General features: G+C 52.8%; 17 protein-coding genes. 13 read left to right on the top strand and 4 right to left on the bottom strand.

Features of this window, described 5'->3' with window-relative positions; translation table 11 throughout:
• The first annotated feature begins 17 nt into the window (after positions 1-17).
• The 8 genes from ACFOTD_RS19440 (at position 18) to ACFOTD_RS19405 (ending at position 5565) form a co-directional block, all read left to right on the top strand.
• Entirely contained in the window at positions 18-605 is a 588-nt protein-coding gene (locus ACFOTD_RS19440) for a metallophosphoesterase family protein (protein WP_378121604.1), read from the top strand.
• Positions 606-689: 84 nt separating this feature from the next.
• Positions 690-1568, top strand: a complete 879-nt coding sequence (locus ACFOTD_RS19435; protein ID WP_378121603.1) for a class I SAM-dependent methyltransferase — start codon at positions 690-692, stop codon at positions 1566-1568.
• A gap of 26 nt (positions 1569-1594) precedes the next feature.
• Positions 1595-2230: a histidine phosphatase family protein gene (locus ACFOTD_RS19430; RefSeq protein WP_378121602.1), complete on the top strand. Its 636-nt coding sequence runs from the start codon at positions 1595-1597 to the stop codon at positions 2228-2230.
• A gap of 99 nt (positions 2231-2329) precedes the next feature.
• Positions 2330-2905, top strand: a complete 576-nt coding sequence (locus ACFOTD_RS19425; RefSeq protein ID WP_378121601.1) for a hypothetical protein — start codon at positions 2330-2332, stop codon at positions 2903-2905.
• 109 nt (positions 2906-3014) lie between these two features.
• Positions 3015-3461: a GNAT family N-acetyltransferase gene (locus ACFOTD_RS19420; protein WP_378121600.1), complete on the top strand. Its 447-nt coding sequence runs from the start codon at positions 3015-3017 to the stop codon at positions 3459-3461.
• Positions 3462-3479: 18 nt separating this feature from the next.
• The gene (locus tag ACFOTD_RS19415; protein WP_378121599.1) at positions 3480-3848 is read left to right on the top strand and encodes a VOC family protein; all 369 of its coding nucleotides are present in this window, start codon (positions 3480-3482) and stop codon (positions 3846-3848) included.
• A gap of 31 nt (positions 3849-3879) precedes the next feature.
• Positions 3880-4317 carry a DUF1801 domain-containing protein gene (locus ACFOTD_RS19410; RefSeq protein ID WP_378121598.1) on the top strand — a complete coding sequence of 146 codons (438 nt, stop codon included), beginning with the start codon at positions 3880-3882 and terminating at the stop codon, positions 4315-4317.
• A 228-nt stretch (positions 4318-4545) separates the two neighbouring features.
• Positions 4546-5565 (top strand): YsnF/AvaK domain-containing protein, encoded by a 1020-nt coding sequence (locus ACFOTD_RS19405; RefSeq protein WP_378121597.1) that lies wholly within the window; start codon positions 4546-4548, stop codon positions 5563-5565.
• Between the two features lie 77 nt (positions 5566-5642).
• Here the strand turns inward: ACFOTD_RS19405 and ACFOTD_RS19400 are convergent, their stop codons facing one another.
• Entirely contained in the window at positions 5643-6617 is a 975-nt protein-coding gene (locus ACFOTD_RS19400) for a glycosyltransferase family 2 protein (RefSeq protein WP_378121596.1), read from the bottom strand.
• Positions 6618-6843: 226 nt separating this feature from the next.
• Here ACFOTD_RS19400 and ACFOTD_RS19395 point away from each other — a divergent pair, with 226 nt between their 5' ends.
• Positions 6844-8808, top strand: coding sequence for a glycoside hydrolase family 43 protein (locus ACFOTD_RS19395; protein WP_378121595.1), 1965 nt, complete (start codon positions 6844-6846; stop codon positions 8806-8808).
• A 37-nt stretch (positions 8809-8845) separates the two neighbouring features.
• Here the strand turns inward: ACFOTD_RS19395 and ACFOTD_RS19390 are convergent, their stop codons facing one another.
• From ACFOTD_RS19390 to ACFOTD_RS19380, 3 genes are all read right to left on the bottom strand, one after another.
• The gene (locus ACFOTD_RS19390; RefSeq protein ID WP_378121594.1) at positions 8846-10060 is read right to left on the bottom strand and encodes an MFS transporter; all 1215 of its coding nucleotides are present in this window, start codon (positions 10058-10060) and stop codon (positions 8846-8848) included.
• Between the two features lie 86 nt (positions 10061-10146).
• Positions 10147-10428, bottom strand: coding sequence for an ArsR/SmtB family transcription factor (locus tag ACFOTD_RS19385; protein WP_378121593.1), 282 nt, complete (start codon positions 10426-10428; stop codon positions 10147-10149).
• 176 nt (positions 10429-10604) lie between these two features.
• The gene (locus ACFOTD_RS19380; protein WP_378121592.1) at positions 10605-11453 is read right to left on the bottom strand and encodes a helix-turn-helix domain-containing protein; all 849 of its coding nucleotides are present in this window, start codon (positions 11451-11453) and stop codon (positions 10605-10607) included.
• A gap of 227 nt (positions 11454-11680) precedes the next feature.
• Here ACFOTD_RS19380 and ACFOTD_RS19375 point away from each other — a divergent pair, with 227 nt between their 5' ends.
• The 4 genes from ACFOTD_RS19375 to ACFOTD_RS19360 all read left to right on the top strand — a co-directional run bounded on the left by ACFOTD_RS19375 (position 11681) and on the right by ACFOTD_RS19360 (position 17288).
• Positions 11681-14014: an alpha-L-rhamnosidase-related protein gene (locus tag ACFOTD_RS19375; RefSeq protein ID WP_378121591.1), complete on the top strand. Its 2334-nt coding sequence runs from the start codon at positions 11681-11683 to the stop codon at positions 14012-14014.
• Positions 14015-14140: 126 nt separating this feature from the next.
• Positions 14141-15490, top strand: a complete 1350-nt coding sequence (locus ACFOTD_RS19370) for an ABC transporter substrate-binding protein (RefSeq protein WP_378121590.1) — start codon at positions 14141-14143, stop codon at positions 15488-15490.
• Between the two features lie 92 nt (positions 15491-15582).
• Positions 15583-16458, top strand: coding sequence for a carbohydrate ABC transporter permease (locus ACFOTD_RS19365; RefSeq protein ID WP_378121589.1), 876 nt, complete (start codon positions 15583-15585; stop codon positions 16456-16458).
• Positions 16458-17288 carry a carbohydrate ABC transporter permease gene (locus tag ACFOTD_RS19360; protein ID WP_378121588.1) on the top strand — a complete coding sequence of 277 codons (831 nt, stop codon included), beginning with the start codon at positions 16458-16460 and terminating at the stop codon, positions 17286-17288. The genes ACFOTD_RS19365 and ACFOTD_RS19360 overlap by 1 nt, the downstream gene beginning before the upstream one ends.
• Positions 17289-17332: the final 44 nt, after the last annotated feature.

Genomic DNA, 17332 nt, shown 5'->3' with positions numbered 1-17332 from the left:
CTTCTGGAGGAGATTTAATGAAAATATTAGTTGTCTCCGACGAAGAATCGAAATATTTATGGGATTATTTCGATGCGACAAAATTTAAAGATATTGAATTAGTTATTTCATGCGGCGATTTGAAGGCGGAATATTTATCGTTCCTTGTGAGTGTGATCCATGCTCCACTATTTTACGTTCATGGCAATCACGATTCGGATTATAAAGTGAATCCTCCTGAGGGCTGTCAGTGCATTGAAGATAAGATCGTTACTTACAAAGGTTTGCGATTCCTTGGTCTCGGAGGAAGTCATAGATACAGTGCCGGCGACCATCAATATTCCGAAAGACAAATGAAGTGGAGACTCTCCAAATTAAAACCCCGGCTGTGGCTTCATAAAGGCATCGATATTTTGATTACGCACGCCCCGGCGTACAAACTTGGAGATGGGGAGGACTTGTGCCATAAAGGCTTCGCCTGTTTTAGAGAATTTATGGATGCGTATCGTCCCAAGCTACTATTGCATGGACACCAGCACTTAAACTACGGGAGAAATGAAAGAATCCATCACTATAATTATACAAAGATCGTGAATGCATTTGGATATTACATAATGGAGATTTAGAAATTTAAAATCAAATGATCAGAAAGGCGGCCAACATGTCACCGGTGGTTATCTCGCGTAGGAATCAAGGAGTGAAGTGCGATCATGTCCGAATATGAATGGGATAATCAGATCGAATATCTGACACAAACGCGCGGGCTGTATTACAACGATGACTACCTTGAATTTTTGATTCAAAAGGTTTGGAAAATTCATGAGCCCGTTAAAATGGTTGATTACGGATGTGGATACGGATATCTCGGCCTCAAACTGCTACCCATGCTCCCGAAGGGCTCGAGTTACACGGGCGTAGATAAAGGCGAAGCGTTGATCGAAAAGGCAAGACAGATTCTTGCCAAGCTTCCTTATCCAACTGAATTTATACGAGAAGACGTCGAGGAACTCGATTTGGCGGAAGCGTATGACGTCGCGATTTGCCACGCTTTTCTATTACATATGAAAAACCCGGAGACTACGCTTAAGAAGATGATAAGAAGCGTCGTCCACCACGGAAAGGTTATATGCTTTGAACCCCATTGGAGTGCCAACATGGCTAACTATCGATTTGAAGGGCTGGAACAATCGAGCGTGATTCCATTAGGAATATTGCAGAAGCTATACGAGAAAGACTGTGAGCAGCATGGCAAGGACGGGAATATCGGAATTCGTGTTCCGGCATTATTAAGCCAATTGGGATTAAAAAACATTGAATGCAGAGTGAGCGACAAAGTGAATTTTTTGGACCCGACGGCCGATCAGGCTATAAATGAAGAACTTTTTAACGCTTTAAGAGCTGAAGGAATCGGACATCCGCCGGGAGATCGGGAGAAAACATTAGACCAGCTCATGCAACGAGGTTTAACGGCTGACGAAGCTAAGAGACAATATGAAGCTGAGCTGCTGCTATCAAATGAGTTCAGCATAAGCTCTTGGCTAACCTATGCGCCGAATATGAAAATTTCATTTGGTACTGTGGTTAAGTAATTTGCATGATTTGGAGGAGCATCCAGATGCCATCTAAAACCATCATTTATCTAGTGAGACACGGACAGACTGAGTGGAATGTGGAACAGAGGTTGCAGGGGCATCAGGACTCCCCTTTAACGAAATTAGGAATCAGCCAAGCTGAATGGTTGGAGGAAGCTCTTCGACAAGAACCAATCGATGTTGCCTATTCAAGCTCCAGCATGCGGGCTCGCAGAACGGCTGAGATTATAAAGGGAAAAAGAGAGTTGCAAATTACCGATTGCGATGTTTTCAAAGAAATCAGTTTGGGAGATTGGGAGGGTAAAACTCAGTCTGAACTGGAAGCTAACGATTCCGAACAACTCTATTATTTCTGGAACGATCCTGCGCAATTTTATGTTCCCGGAAGCGAAAGATTTGAAGATGTTCAGCACCGCGCGATTCAAAAATTAAATGAGATTGTTCAAAGCAATGAAGGACGTTCGATCTTAATCGTAACGCATACCGTTGTCGTAAAGTTAATTATGGCTTATTTTGAAAAACTCCCTTTAAAGGAATTGTGGAATCCGCCCTACATTCATCCCGCTTCTCTATGCAAAATCGTAATTGAAAACAATATCGCAGAAATTATATTGCACGGCGACATTAAGCACTACAAGGAAGAGCCATCTGCTGGTTAATTGTATATGGACTTTTGTGAGGCAATGGGGATCGAGGTCAACCAGGGACTTATTTATTGAAATGAAAGACATTGGAAATTATTTGAGGAAAAAGAAAAAGTGAACAAGGGGATAGCGATGCTTAATAAGTTAGCATTCAACAAAGATGTAGAAGGTTACGGCAGGTTTGAGAAATTCTCGTCTTCAGATGTTTATTATAAGTACAGCGATGACCAATTTGATCGTATTGAAGTTTGGTCGACCGGCATTATCAGAACGTTGTCCCAATTAATTATGACAATAACGGAGCCCATTTTTATTTTGTATGTCCTTCATGTCGGCAGAAAACAGGAGTCCGCGCGATATCAAAGCATGGAACTGAAGCGCGTCGACACTTTAAATTTTTTGGATCGGTTCGGAGACTACATTCAGAACGATAGTAGACATGACATTTGGCTTCACTCGCCTCAGGATAACGTAACGATCGTTTATGACAGAGATAATCTCATTTACCTGTATGGGGCCGAAGAGAAATTCGAGCAGTTGTTGAACTCATTGAATTTCTCAGAGCAATTTGAATCGATTTATTTGCCGACTCAGCATAGGCATTATTATCATGCAGAATTTGATCAAAAAGAAACCGAAATAATTTCAAGTTTTCCTTGGCGGGTATCCCCGCTTCAGGATGAGGATTAGGGGCGGATCGTTAAATAAGAAGCGGCTTGAGATGAATGTGCAAGTTTGTAATGATGATGTTATTCGGCATTACGTACGTTCAAAACCATAAGATTAGGGGATTAACCTGATGGTCTTATCTTTAGGCTCGGCTACCGAACGCGACGCGGATGTGATTGCTGCAATGAATCTTCAATTAATTCAGGACGAAGGCAGCAGCAATCCGATGAACCTCGTTCAGCTGCGAGCGCGAGTACTGGATTGGCTAGAGAGCGGATGGAGCATTGATTTGTTTTTTAGGGGAGAAAAAGAGATTGGATATGCGGTATATAAGCTTCAGGCCGCACCCTATGATGAAACTGAAACGGAAGTGTACATCCGGCAGTTCTTTATTAACCGGGATGATAGAAGCAAAGGCTACGGCCGTGAAGGAATAAACCTGTTAAAGAAAGACAGATTCGGTAAAGCGAATACGATGATTATCGACGTGCTAGAGACAAATCCGGAAGGTAGGCGCTTTTGGGAAAAGATCGGATTCAAATCTTATTACACCAATATGAGGAAACCGCTGCAATGAAAAGGAGGGAAAAACTTCATGATTACACGTTTTCACCATGCGCAAATCACAATTCCTAAAGGTCAAGAAGACCAGGCCAAAGCATTTTATTGCGGCGTGTTAAAGCTGAAGGAAACTCCAAAACCCGAATCGCTGCTCGGCAGAGGCGGTTTCTGGGTCGAGGTCGGCGATCAGCAGCTGCACATCGGTACGGAGGACGGCGTTGACCGTCTTTTGACCAAAGCGCATCTCGCCTATGAAGTAGAGGACTTAAGCGCCATCGAAGTGATATTAAAGGAAAACGGAATCAAGATTTTAGAGTCGGTGCCGATTGAAGGGTTTGAGCGCTTTGAGTTCAGGGATCCTTTTGGAAACCGGGTTGAATGTATAAAAGGATTCAAAAGCTAATCCTATTTTCGACGTAGAGGTGTACCTATCCATGTACGAACTTAAAACGAAAGAAACAGATGCAAGCGTCAGCGCGTTCATTGAAAGCATAGATAATCCCAAAAAGCGGGAAGATGCCTACAGGCTGCTGGATATTTATACGGAAACGACCGGTTATGAGGCGAAAATGTGGGGACCTAGCATAATCGGGTTTGGTTCCTATCATTATAAGTATGCATCCGGACACGAAGGAGACGCACCGCTCGCCGGTTTTTCGCCTAGAAAAGCGAAGATCAGTCTATATCTTTCGATGAACGAAAACGATCGAGTCATACTGTTAAACCAGTTGGGCAAGCACACGGCAGGGAAGGGCTGCGTATACGTCAATAAATTGGCCGACATGGATCTTGAAGTTTTAAAAGCGTGCATTCTCCGATCGATGCGCTTTTTTAAAAGTCAGGACGACCGTCCCGCGTCGAAAGAAGATTAGGAGGACGATTAAAGACTTCCTTAATAGCGTCAAATGAGGGGAGGAAGACGAAGTGACGTTTAATTGACGGAAATAAGGATGTCTGTCTGAAACCGAATTCGCGTTAGGAAACATTCATTTTTTTCTCATTTTAAACAGGCCATTTTTAATTTTATAACGTCTCAATTCGGTTAAATAGAGGTTGTGAACGAATCAAACACAACTTTACCGATCAGGAGGCTGAGGATAATGGCTAACCATCTGAACCACAATCTGAACCACAATGAAAATCGGCATGTCGTAGGCGTTTTTGATTCGGAGCAAGCGGTGATCTCTGCGATCGAGGACTTGAAAACGATCGGCTACAGCTCGGATCAGATCTCGGTCGTCAGTAAAAATAAGAAGGAACTGAAAGACATCCATGAGGAGACGGGCACCAAGGCGCCTCAAGGCATCGCGACCGGCGCTGCAACGGGGGGCGTGATCGGCGGCGTCACGGGTCTGCTCGCGGGGCTGGGCCTGCTGGCCGTGCCGGGGATCGGCCCGCTGCTGGCGGCCGGTCCGATCGCGGCGACGCTCTCCGGCGCGGCGGTCGGCGCCGGAGCGGGCGGTCTCGTGGGCGGCTTGATCGGCCTCGGCATTCCGAAGGAGGAAGCGGAGCGCTATAACGAGTATGTCAACGATCACAAGCTGCTTGTCATCGTCGACGCAGACACGCCTCGCCAAGGTCGCGTATACGATATTTTCCGCCGCTACGGTTCGCTCAATGCGGATACCTATGCCAATCTTGAAGGCGAGCCGCGCGACGATCTGGTCAGCGCCGCTTCGGGCGCATCGGCTTCGTCTGCCGCAGATGTGAAGGATGCCGATACGCTCAGACTGCACGAGGAACGGCTTAACGTGGACAAGGAGCGCGTCCGGACCGGCGAGGTGTCCGTCCATAAGGACGTCATCGAGGAACGGCAGACGATCGAGGTTCCCGTCCAGCGCGAAGAAGTCGTCATTGAACGCCATGCGATTCAGGATGAAGCGACGGACGGCGCGGTTATCGGAAAAGACGAGACGATTCGTATTCCGGTGAGCGAAGAGCGCGTAGAAGTGACCAAGCGGCCGGTTGCGACCGAGGAGATCTCGATCGGCAAGCGGGTCGTCCAGGATACCGAGCACGTATCCGAGACCGTTCGCAAGGAAAGAGCGGAGCTCGATCGCTCCGGCGATCCTGCCGTAGAGAATGAAGACTTGTTCAGCTCGACGAATTCTCGTCGTTGACCAGCAGACGCGACATCGCGAATGCATCAAAAAAGTCCGGGGACTGGGTTCCCCGGACTTTTTTGCGTAGTAAAGGCTCAGTGCCGAAGCCTTCGGACGCCGAGCAGCAGCGCGAAGAGGACGGCCAACCGCTTCGGGGACGGCAGCGCCGAGCCGAAGCGGTTGAACGGCCGGGCCATCAGCTGCAAGGCCTCCGACCGTTGCTTGGCATGTGCCAGCGCGATCGCGTATTCCATTACGGTCTGCTGATACTTTTTTACGAGCAAGCGCCGCTGCCCCCGCGTCAGCCGCTCGCCGAATACGTGAATCATATAGGCGAGCCCTTCGAACTTGCTCTTGACGTTTTCCAGCCGCTTCGCGGTCTGCTGCCCCGGATGGACCCGGCACGAACCCAAATACTCGGTCAGAAAATATCCGCTGATTCCTCGTGCGCCAAGCGCGAGCATCAGCATATAGTCAGGTACCAGACCGCCGCTGGGCTGAAAAAATCCGACCCGCTCGAGCGCGCCTTTTCTGAACAGGCTGAACTGCAGCGAAAATACGCAAGCATTGTTGCGAAGCGTATGAGAGAGCACATCAGCGTACGGCTGGCTGCTCATCGCGGTTCTCCCGCAATAAGCGGCAAAGTCGCGGCTCTGCTGGGCGTGCCTGCTCCCCGAGTCGTCCATGAAGTAATGATTGCTCGACACGAACCCGCATTCCGGATGCGAGAGCAGCGCCGCCTCGGCGAGTTCAAGAAACGCCGGCTCCCACACGTCATCGTCGTCGAGCATTGCGACGAAGTCGCCGGTAGTAGCTCGGAACGCCTGCTGCCGGTTTTGGAGCTGGCCGATCCGCACGTCGTCGGAAATGCTGGCGATATGCTTGATCGCGATCGTCGGGTACATCGCCCGAATCTCCTTGACGGTCTCTAAGGTGGGCACGTCCCTGCCGTCCTCGCTGACGACGATTTCGTCGGGCATGCGGGTTTGCGCGCAGATGGACAGCAGCGTCTCTTTCAAATAATGCGCGCGTTTATGCGTAGGCACGGCTACGCTGATCTTCACGGACATGCCGGACGCTCCTCACAAATGATACGATATGTATCATGATAACACGAGCTTCCTTTTCTGCCAACGTAAGAATAGTAAGAATACCAGGGATGCAAGATCGTAGTGCGTGGCTGTAACTAACGAACTCGGCAGGGCGATCATCGTTAAGCAGGAAAACGAGCAGCGGATAGGGAAATATACGCGCATAGCTAGCGCCTGGAGTTGAACGCAAAGGGGTATGAGCGCCGTGCATTCGAATCACTTGTCCGCCCTAGGATCGAGAATTTATCGCAATCCGCTGCAGATTACGCACGTGGACGCTGCCGTCGGATCAGCCGTTCCGCCTAATCCGGACCCTTACGTCCTGAAGTATAACGGCGCGTATTATTGTTATCCGACCGGCCATGACGGCGTACCCGTCTTTTACTCGACGGACCTTGTCCGTTGGGAGAGCAAAGGTCTCGCGCTGTCTCAGCCGGAAGAAGGATATTGGGCGCCGTGCGTCGTCTACCGCCACGGTCTCTTTTACATGTATTATTCGTCCGGCATGTCGCCTGCGCATTTTCAGTGGATGAAGGTCGCCGTCTCCAAGCATCCCCTCGGCCCGTTCGAGCCTGCCGGAACGCTGTTCGAGCGCTTCTCCATCGATGCGCATGTCGTGCAAGACGAGGATGGTTCATGGTACCTGTTTTATTCGGTAGACGATTATGCGGGCGCCGACGACGAACGCCCGGGAACCGTCATCCTGGTCGACCGGCTGCTCGATATGACGACGCCTGCCGGGCAGCCCGCGCTAGTCGTGGCCGCGACGCTGAACGAGGAGATCTCCGGACCGGACCGGTTCGGCGACGGACGGGACTGGCATACGATCGAAGGCGCTTATTATCTTAGACGCGGAGACGCGCGCTACTTGATGTACAGCGGCAACAGCTTCGAGCGCGAGCATTACTTCGTTGGCTATGCCACTTCGCGCGGCGACGGATCGATCGGGTCGCTCGCCTGGTCCAAATGGCCGGCGAACGACATATATGAGCCGCTGCTGCGCAAAAGCGACGCCGTCGAGGGCACGGGCCATCACTCGGTCGCGACCGCGCCCAATCTCGCAGACAGCTGGATCGTGTACCACGGGCGCGACATTGTTCAAAACGAGGCGGGCGAAGGCGAGCGGCGGCAGCTGCGGATCGACCCGCTGCTCTGGCAAGGCGAGCGCTTGTGGGTGCCGGGGCCGACCGATGACGTACAGGACGCACCGGGGATGCCTGCCTTCCGCGAGCTGTTCGCCGGGGAAGGCGAATTGGCCGATACCGGAGGATGGGAGGTTACGAGCGGGCAATGGACATCCCATGCCGGATTCGGCAGACAGACGGACGCGCGCGGTACGACGGAGGCAAGGATTCGCGGCAGCTGGGATGATTTTTTGTTCGAAGGCTCGGCGCGGTGGCTCGATCAAATGCCTGGCGGCCGATTCGGATTTCGTTTCGCGAGCGTCCAGGACGGGCGTTCAGGGGTGGATGTGCTAGTTGATGCAGGTCGCAGGGAAGCGGTGGTGTCCGCCGAGCGTGACGGTATTCGGAGCGTATGCGCGAAGGTTAAACTGGCCGCAGGATTCGAACCGGCCGCCTTTCACCGCTGGAACGTCAGGAAGAGCGGCGGCCAATGGTCCGTCAGGCTCGACGATTTGCCGATATTCGATGGCGTGCTGGACGCAAAAGCCGGGCGAATCGCGATGATCACTCATTTTACAGGCGCGGAGTTCGCTGGTCTCGCAATCACGCGGCATTACGAGACCGACTTCCGTTCGGCGGATTCGCTTGTCGGCAGGTTCGCTTGTTCAGACAGCGGCGGTTCGGTCGATCCTGCGCGCGGATTGCGCCTCGCCGCGCTCGGCGGCCGCGCGGTAGCGACCTATACGGCACAGCTTCCGGATGCCTATATAGCGGAGCTGGACATCTCGTTCGAACAGGACGGCGCGGGCGGCAGGCTGGATGTCGCGATTCCGGGGCTTGGGCGGGAGATTTCGGTCGACCGAACTGCGGGGCGCACGCTCTCCGTTTATGTCCGGCAGGCGGAAAGCAAGCTGCAGGTATGGGCGAACGGCAAACCGGCGGAGACGTCGAAGGTCGTGCACACTGCAGGGGGAGAGCGCATCGGCTTTGCTGTCGAGCGGGCCGTCGGACTGCTGACGCGCTTCAGGGTAACGGAATGGAAATAGCAAGAAGCCGCGGCCATGGCCGCGGCTTCTACGTATTTTAGCTCAGATCCTGCGCACCCAGCTTCGCCGCCAGCTCCGCTTCTTTCCGGCGGAGGGCTGCCGATGCCGGTCTGAAGTATCCGAACGCCGCTGCTGCGACGAGTGCCGCGACGGCGACGCCGGCCGCGCCGATCCAGCTGACCGCGGCGAGCGAGGACTGCTCGACGATGACGCCGCCGATGCCCGCGCCGGCTGCCATCGCCAATTGCAGCACGGAGCTGTTCAGGCTCAGCATGATGCTGGAGGCTTCAGGCGCGAGCGTGATGAGATGATACTGCTGCGTCGGACCCGAGGACCAGGCTGCGAACGCCCAAAGCATAAGCAGCGGGATGACGAAAGCGGGCGAATGGGCCAGCAGCGAGATAAGGACGAGGATGGTCGCGTGAAGCGTCATGCCGCCTACGAGCGTGCGGCGGTAGCCCCACTTGTCGGTGCTGAAGCCGCCGAGCTTGGAGCCGACGAGGCTCGCGACGCCGAGCGCGAACAGGCCGATGCTGACGCCCCGTTCGCTCAGGCCGGTAATGTCGAGCAGAAACGGAGAGATGTACGTATACGTGATCGAGTAGCCGCCGATCCAGAACAGCGTAATGAGCAGCGCGACGGCGATCTTCGGATTTGCCAGCAGCCGGACCTGCTCGCGAAGCGGAATCGGGCGCTCGTTTTCCGTCCGCGGCACCGTATAGGCGACAAGCGCGATGCCGAGCACGCCGAGCAGTCCGATGGCGCCGAATACGAGCTGCCAATTATACAGAGAGGAAATGAGCCTTCCCAGCGGCACGCCGACGATCAGCGCGGTGCTGAAGCCCATGACGAGCGTGGCGATCGCGCTGCCCTGCTTTTCGGGCGGGGCGAGCTTGGCGGCGACGGTGAGCGACGTCACGACGAATACGCCGCTGCTGAGCGCGAGAATGACGCGTGACACGATGAGGAAGCCGTAGCCGGAAAAAGCGAGGGCTGCAAAGTTGCCGACGACGAAGACGGCGAGCGAGTAGATCATGAGCCGTTTGCGATCGACCTTGGCCGTCGCGGCCATCAAGAAGGGCGTTCCGAAGGCGTAAGCCAGCGAATACACGGTGATTAATTGCCCCGCAGCCGCCAGCGAGACGCCGATATCGGCGGCGACCTGGTCCAGAATACCCGCGATGATGAATTCGGACGTGCCGACGAGAAAACTGACGATGGCCAGCATATAGATTTTCCAGGCGTTACTCATAATTCCCAGCTCCCTTAAATTTTATATTTCTAAATTTATCGAAATAAAAGACAAAAGACGACCTGCTGCATGTGCCGGCAAGCCGGCTAACCCAGCAGGTAGGGCGCGTATTTGCGCGCAATGTCCTTGTTGACGCTGTAGTAGATGTAGGTGCCGTCCTTGCGGAGCTGGAGCAGCCCGCTCTCCGTCAACTGCTTCAGATGATGGGACAGCGTGGAGCCTGCGACCGATTCGAGCTTGGCGTTGATATCGGAGCAGCAGAGCGTTTGCTCTTCCGTGAGCAGCATCGCGATCTTGATGCGGGTCGGTTCGCCGAGTGCCTTGTATACCTTCACCGCTTGCTTGACTTCCTCGTTGTCCGGGATCACCTGGCGCTCACCGCCTTATTCATCGTAATTTCTAAAATTATAGAAATAAGGTAACACGCCGACATTCATTTGTAAAGCGTCCGATTTAAAAAACAATCTTATGACACCTAGACCTAGACACGCTGCGAACCTTGCCCCCGCCATGCGTTTCGGCGAAGCCAGGCTGCTGCTCGGCTTTAGTTCTCCTTTTGAACGCTATTTCCCCTCGTTTCCTTCTGCCCTCGCACGCCGTCTCTCGCTGCATGCATGCTCCGAAATTGCCTGGGCGTTTGCCCGGTTATACGCTTGAACAGCCGGTTGAAATGCTTAATATCTTCGTAACCCGCCAGCCTTGCAATGGCTGCGATCTTCTCGTTCGTCGCGAGCAGCAGGTCGCAGCAGATCTCGACACGCAATTTGTTCACATAATCGGTATAGCTCATCCCTGTACGAGCTGCAAACCGTCGCCGGAACTGCCTCTCGCTAAACCCCGCCATCGCGGCCAAATCCCGCATGCGGACCGAATTAACCGGCTCACGACGAAGCAGGTTCAGCACCGATTCAAGCGCATCTTCACCGAACCTTGATGTCCCTCCGTCCACGGCCAGGTCATTTTCTTTGGAGCGCCGGATAAGAAGCAACAGCTTCACCAACTCGGCCTGCATCACATCATTCGAGTCCGGACGTTTTACCCTGTTTTCTTCGAACAGCGTATTAAAAATCCGCTGAAACGAACCGTCCTTATCCTTGCAATGCAGCCAAGCCTGCTCCGGATAACGGGCGAAAATGAACCGGAGCATCTCTGCATCTTTCGCAAAAAAACTTTTTAGCGATTGACTGTGCGAGCCGTCGAACAAGCAATTGTACACGATCAACTGACCGGAGTCCGGCCCGGCATGCGAGGGTCGGAACACGTGCGACACCCCGATGGGCAAAAAGAAAAGATCTCCTTTCGCCACAGGCAAGAACTGTTCCTCGATATACTGAAATCCCGTTCCTTCGCTCACATAGTTGATCTCTACAAACTCGTGATCGTGATGCCACATTCCGAACGACTCTTGCACCCGATTGATAAAAACAGGATATTCCGGCGACAGAAATTCGGCCGAGGTCGTCGTAAAGACGAAAGGTTTGATGCTCATGCGCTCACCCTTTTTCCTGGTGTCTAACGTCCGATTGCACCTTATATTTCGTCCGATTAAGCCTCATATTTCAATTAACCTCTAGTGTATAGTAATTAATGAAATTTGCAATCGGAGGGAGGCAGTAAACGTTGAGCGATCACGAATCGATCGAAGCGGTTTGGATCTGGATGGAAGAACGGCAGGTCGTCCGGAACGAGCAGGTGCACGAGCAAATCTATTTCCGCAGAAGCTTTGTTCTGGACCGAATTGAAGAGGCAACGTTGCAGTTGAAGGTTTCTGCAGACAGCAGATATCGTCTGTATGTCAATGGCATCCCGGTATCTCGCGGACCCGCCAAAGGCGACCACCAAACCTATTATTACGAAGAAGTCGACTGCACCTCCTTCTTGCGCGAAGGCCGTAATGTAATCGCCGCCCATGTCGTGCACTATGACGGTCGAGAAGGTCCGGTCTCCGTCTGGAGAGCGAATCGCGGAGGCTTTTTACTTTCCGGCGAGGTGTTGGACCAGAAGGGCAATTCCATTTTGACGCTGCATACGGACGAGCGTTGGCGCTGTCTGCAGGAAACGGCGATTGCCTATGATGCCTCGGATGAGGATACGGCGTTTGTAGGCGGTACGGAACGCGTGGACGGCCGCGATCTCGCGCACAACTGGTATACGGTGGAATACGACGATTCCGCCTGGCATTTTGCCGTCAAAATCAGCGAACATGAAAATCCCGTAATCGGCCATTTCTCGCCATGGTATCTTGCTCCGCGTCCGATTCCGCCGCTGTATGAGACGAATCGCGCGTTCGTTCCGTCCTTCGGCCCGGACGATATCGGGAAGCCCGTCACGATCGGCCCCAATCAAAACTTTAAACTCGAACTTGATGCGGGCGAAATGACAACCGGTTATCCCGTACTTTGGCTAAGCAGCGGAAAAAACGCAAGCATAAAGCTTTTATACGCGGAATGCTATCAACAAACCGATCCGGCAACGGGTGGATACGTTAAAGGAATCCGAGACGATCGGACCGGCGTACTGATCGGCAATTTTGATCTCTATACAGTCGGCGGATATGGTTTCGCGGATCAACCCGAATGTTACGAACCTTTCTTATTTCGGACATTCCGGTATATTTCGCTTGAGGTGGAGACGGCCGGGGAAGCACTGACCATCGAATCTTTTCATTATAGAGAAACAGGCTATCCGCTGGAGGTCAAAGCGAGCTTCGCCAGCTCCGACGTCAGCTTGCAGCCGCTCTGGAACATCAGCATCAACACGCTTAAGCGCTGCATGCACGAGACGTACGAAGACTGTCCTTATTTCGAGCAGCTGCAGTACGCGATGGATACGCGGTTGCAGGCTCTGTTTACTTACCAGCTAAGCGGCGATGACCGTCTGGCCCGGAAGGCAATCTATGATTTTCATTGCTCTCGGCTGCCTAACGGGATGCTCCAGAGCAGGTATCCGTCGATGCTGCAACAAGTGATTCCAGGCTTTTCACTGTATTGGATAATGATGGTCCACGATCATTACCGTTATTTTGGAGACCTTAAGCTGGTGAGAACTTATCTGCCCACGATTGACGGGATTCTGGAATGGTTCCATCAACGAATAGCTTCCGATGGACTGCTAGATCAAATGCCGCCGGAATATTGGTCCTACGTGGATTGGGTAGACGAGTGGAGCGAACTAAGGGGCGTACCGACGGCATCAAAGGAAGGCAGCATGGTCATCTATAATCTGATGTATGCCGCATCGTTAAAGCTGGCCGCCGAGCTTCAGGACTCGTTAGGCAGAACCGGAACCGGCGACGATTACAGGTCTCGGGCCGCGGCGCTAATTGAAGCCGTCAACACAACCAGCTATTCGGAAGCTGCCGGGCTTTATCAGGATGCCCCGCAGGTGGAGCTGTACAGCCAGCATGCACAGATCTGGGCCGTACTGGCCGGCGCCGTCCAAGGAGAAGCTGCCAAGCAGTTGATCGAGCGTATGCTTGCCAACCAAAAGTTGTCAAAAGTGTCCTACGCCATGTCATTTTTCTTATTCCGCGCGCTTGAGGAGATCGATTCCTACGATCTATCCTTCTCACTTTGGGACACCTGGAGAGACCTGGCTGCGCTCGGACTCACGTCGTGGGTGGAGGATCCCGTCAGTCAGCGCAGCGATTGTCATGCCTGGGGCGCTGTGCCTATCTATGAATTCAGCGCCAAAATATTGGGCGTATCGCCTGCCACTCCAGGCTATACCACGATTAAAGTCGCACCGCAGCCGGGCAAGCTGACATACGCGTCCGGAGATGTCGCGACACCGCAGGGAGTCGTAAATGTCGCATGGGAATTGAGCGATGGAAAGCAGTTCAAAATGACCGTATCCACTAACGCCGTTGCGCAGCTGGAGGTTGTTCTTCCGGATCAATCCGTACATGTTCATCAAGGCGGGGAAAAACTTCATTTCTCTTGCGATCTGCCATAAATGCAATTAAGCGGCTCAATAAAAAAGTTCATGAAGAAGATACAAAATTCCTTACACAAACGATGATACCTATCATACAGGTTGATAGGATCGCCGACAGGAAAACCATTCTAAAGGGGGATTTAAATGTTTTTGCAAAAAGGAATGAAAACGGTTTCTAAACTGACGATCTCTTCTGCCGTACTTGCCATGGTTCTAGCTGCTTGCGGGGATAATGAAAACGCGAATTCGTCCGGCGCTTCCAACGGCGGCGGAGGCGGCGAAAAAAAAGTAAAACTTAGAATGATCGAAAGCTTGACCTCCGATACCCGCACGGCCGAGCTTCAAAAGATGATAGACGCATTCGAGAAAGCCAATTCCAATGTCGATGTTGAATTGATCTCGCCTCCGTTCGACCAAGCAGACAATAAAATCCGTACGATGCTTTCCGCCAAGGAAGATATCGACATCGTCGAGGCGCGCGACGTGAACATATCGGAATTCGTCAATAACGGATACCTGGAGCCGCTCAACGATTACGCCAAAAATTGGAGCGAATACGCCACCGTAACGAAAACAGCCCTCGACGTCGGCAGCCTTGGCGACAAACTGTACTTCATCTCCAACGGTCTGTATCAGCGTCAACTGTTCTACCGGGCCGACTGGCTGCAAGAAGCGGGAATCGCAGTTCCGAAGACTTATGAAGAGCTGGTCGATGCCTCGATCAAGCTGACCGACAAGTCCAAGAACCGCTACGGCTTCTCGTTCCGCGGCGGCTCCGGCTCAAACTCCGTACCGGAATCGATGGTGCTGACTTACAACGGCGCGAACGTCAATACGGACGATTCGATGTTCCTGAAGGACGGCAAGTCGATCTATGCTTCCCCCGAGGCCAAGCAAGCGCTCGATCTGTACCTGAAGCTCTTCAAGGAAGGTTCGCCTGCCGATTCGGTCGGCTGGGGCTTCTCCGAGCAAGTACAAGCGTTCACTTCCGGCGTGACGGCCTTCCTGCTCCAGGATCCCGACGTGATCAACTCGCTGAAGGATGGCATGGAAGAAGGAACCTGGGCAACCGCACCGATGCCGACCGGTCCGAGCGGCATAGCGCTGATCAGCGCCGGCGGCGCAGGCTGGGGCATTACGTCCTTCTCCGCTAAGAAGGAAGCGGCTTGGAAGCTGATTGAATTCCTGAGCGACAACGAACAAAATGTCGAATGGTCCAAGAGCTACGGTACGATTCCGATCCACAGCACAGCGACCGAAGATCCGTTCTTCAATGAAGGGCCGTACAAGACGCTGCTGGATATGACGGCCGATTCCAATACGTTCGTCAACTTCAAGCCTCCGTTCATTTACCCGGCTTACAGCAAGTTCGGCACGTTGTCCATGGAGACCGGCCAGCGAATGCTGCTGGGCCAGGCGACTGTCGAAGAAACGCTTGCGGCGTGGGCCCAGTTTTGGGTCGATGCCAAAGCCGAACTTGATGCGTCCAAGTAATACGCGGCAACTAATAGCTTAATCATAAGCGAGTATGGCGGACAGCTCAGGCTGTCTGCCATGTTCCCTGCATCTAAAGGCGGTGACTTCCGTTGAAACAGCGTACATTTATATGGTTTAGCCTGTTCCCCGCTTTTCTGCTGCTCGCAGTCTTCACGTTCTATCCGTTTTTGCGCGGTGTGGTCATGGCCTTCCAGCATTATGAATTGTTCAACCTCAATAACACCGATTTCGTAGGTTTGGATAACTTCGAGGCTGCGTTCAAGGACGGCAAATTCCTTTCCGCGCTTGAGCACAGCGTTTATTGGGTATTTTTCTCGCTGGTTTTTCAATTTGTATTCGGGCTTGCGCTCGCACTCATGCTGAAAAAGCAGTTTCGCGGAAGAGGCGTTTATCAGGGCTTCGTATTCTACTCCTGGGCGCTGTCGGGGTTCCTGATCGGTCTGATCTGGAAGTGGTTGTTTAACTCTCAATACGGGGTAATCAACGACTTGTTGCTCAGAATAGGTCTCATCCACGATCGAATCGGCTTTCTGTCCGATCCGGGCTGGGCGATGTTTTCGGTGATTGTGGCAAACGTGTGGTACGGCATCGCATTCTTCGCCATCATGCTGCTGGCCGCACTTCAGTCCGTGCCCGGCGAATTGTATGAAGCGGCCGATATCGATGGCGCGAATGCGTTCCGCAAATTTTTCAACGTCACCTTGCCCTACGTTATGCCGACCATCATCGCGACGACGCTGCTGCGGGTCATCTGGATTTTCAACGATCCGTCGCTCGTCTATGGCATGACCAACGGCGGTCCTGCCGGAAGCACGCACGTCCTGTCCTCTCTCCTGATGGAGCGGCTGCTCGCAGGCAATTATGGCGCGGCTTCCTCGATCGGGGTCATCATGCTCGTCATCCTGATGCTGTACACGATCTTCTATCTGTTCGTGACGAAGTCCGAGAAAGTAGGTGACTTCTAGTGGCTGCCAAAGGGACGCTCAAAGGCTTAAAAATGGTCTATATGGCGCTTCACCTGATCGTGATGGTGTTTCCGCTTTACTGGATCGTAATCACGTCTTTCAAGCCGAAAGGCGAGATCTTCAAGCTGCCGATTTCCTATTGGCCGAAAACCTTTTCTCTCGGTAACTTTGATCGCATCTTTACGGTTTCCAGGTTTCATATCTATATCATGAACAGCTTGTACGTGTCGATCGTGTCCGCAGTCGCCGTCATCATCATCTCGATTTTGTGCGCGTACGTCATGGCGCGGTTCGCGTTCCGCGGCCACAAGCAGATCATGCTCGCATTTTTCCTCACCCAGATGCTGCCGGGCTTCGTGTCGCTGGCGCCGCTGTACCTGATGATGTCCAATATGGGGCTGACGAACACCCGCTTGTCGCTCATCCTGCTGTACACGACCGGTTCTATCGCCTTCTCGACCATTATGCTCAGAGGCTTCTTCCAGCGCGTACCGGCCAGTCTCGAGGAAGCCGCGATGATCGACGGTTGTTCGCGGATCAGCTCGCTGTTCCGCATCATTATCCCGGTCATGATGCCGGGGATCGCTTCAACGTTTATTTTCGCCTTCGTTCAGAACTGGAACGAGTTGTTCCAGGCCGTCATGTTTATCGACACAAACGCGCTTAAAACGCTCCCCGTCGGGATGAATTCATTCGTATTGAAGTTCGATATCGATTGGGGATCCCTGTCGGCAGGCGCCGTCATTTCCGTAATCCCGACGATTATTATGTTTGCCTTTGCCCAGCGCTTCATTGTCGAAGGCTTGACGCAAGGCGCAGAGAAAGGTTAAGCAAGCTCCTCCGCGAACGATTTCGGAAAACGATCGATGCAGCG

Origin of the sequence: Cohnella sp. GCM10012308 (assembly GCF_042649185.1) — a bacterium.
Classification (GTDB): Bacteria; Bacillota; Bacilli; order Paenibacillales; family Paenibacillaceae; genus Cohnella.
The sequence above is the reverse complement of the archived record's forward strand: the minus strand, read 5'-3'. Positions and strand labels throughout refer to the sequence as shown.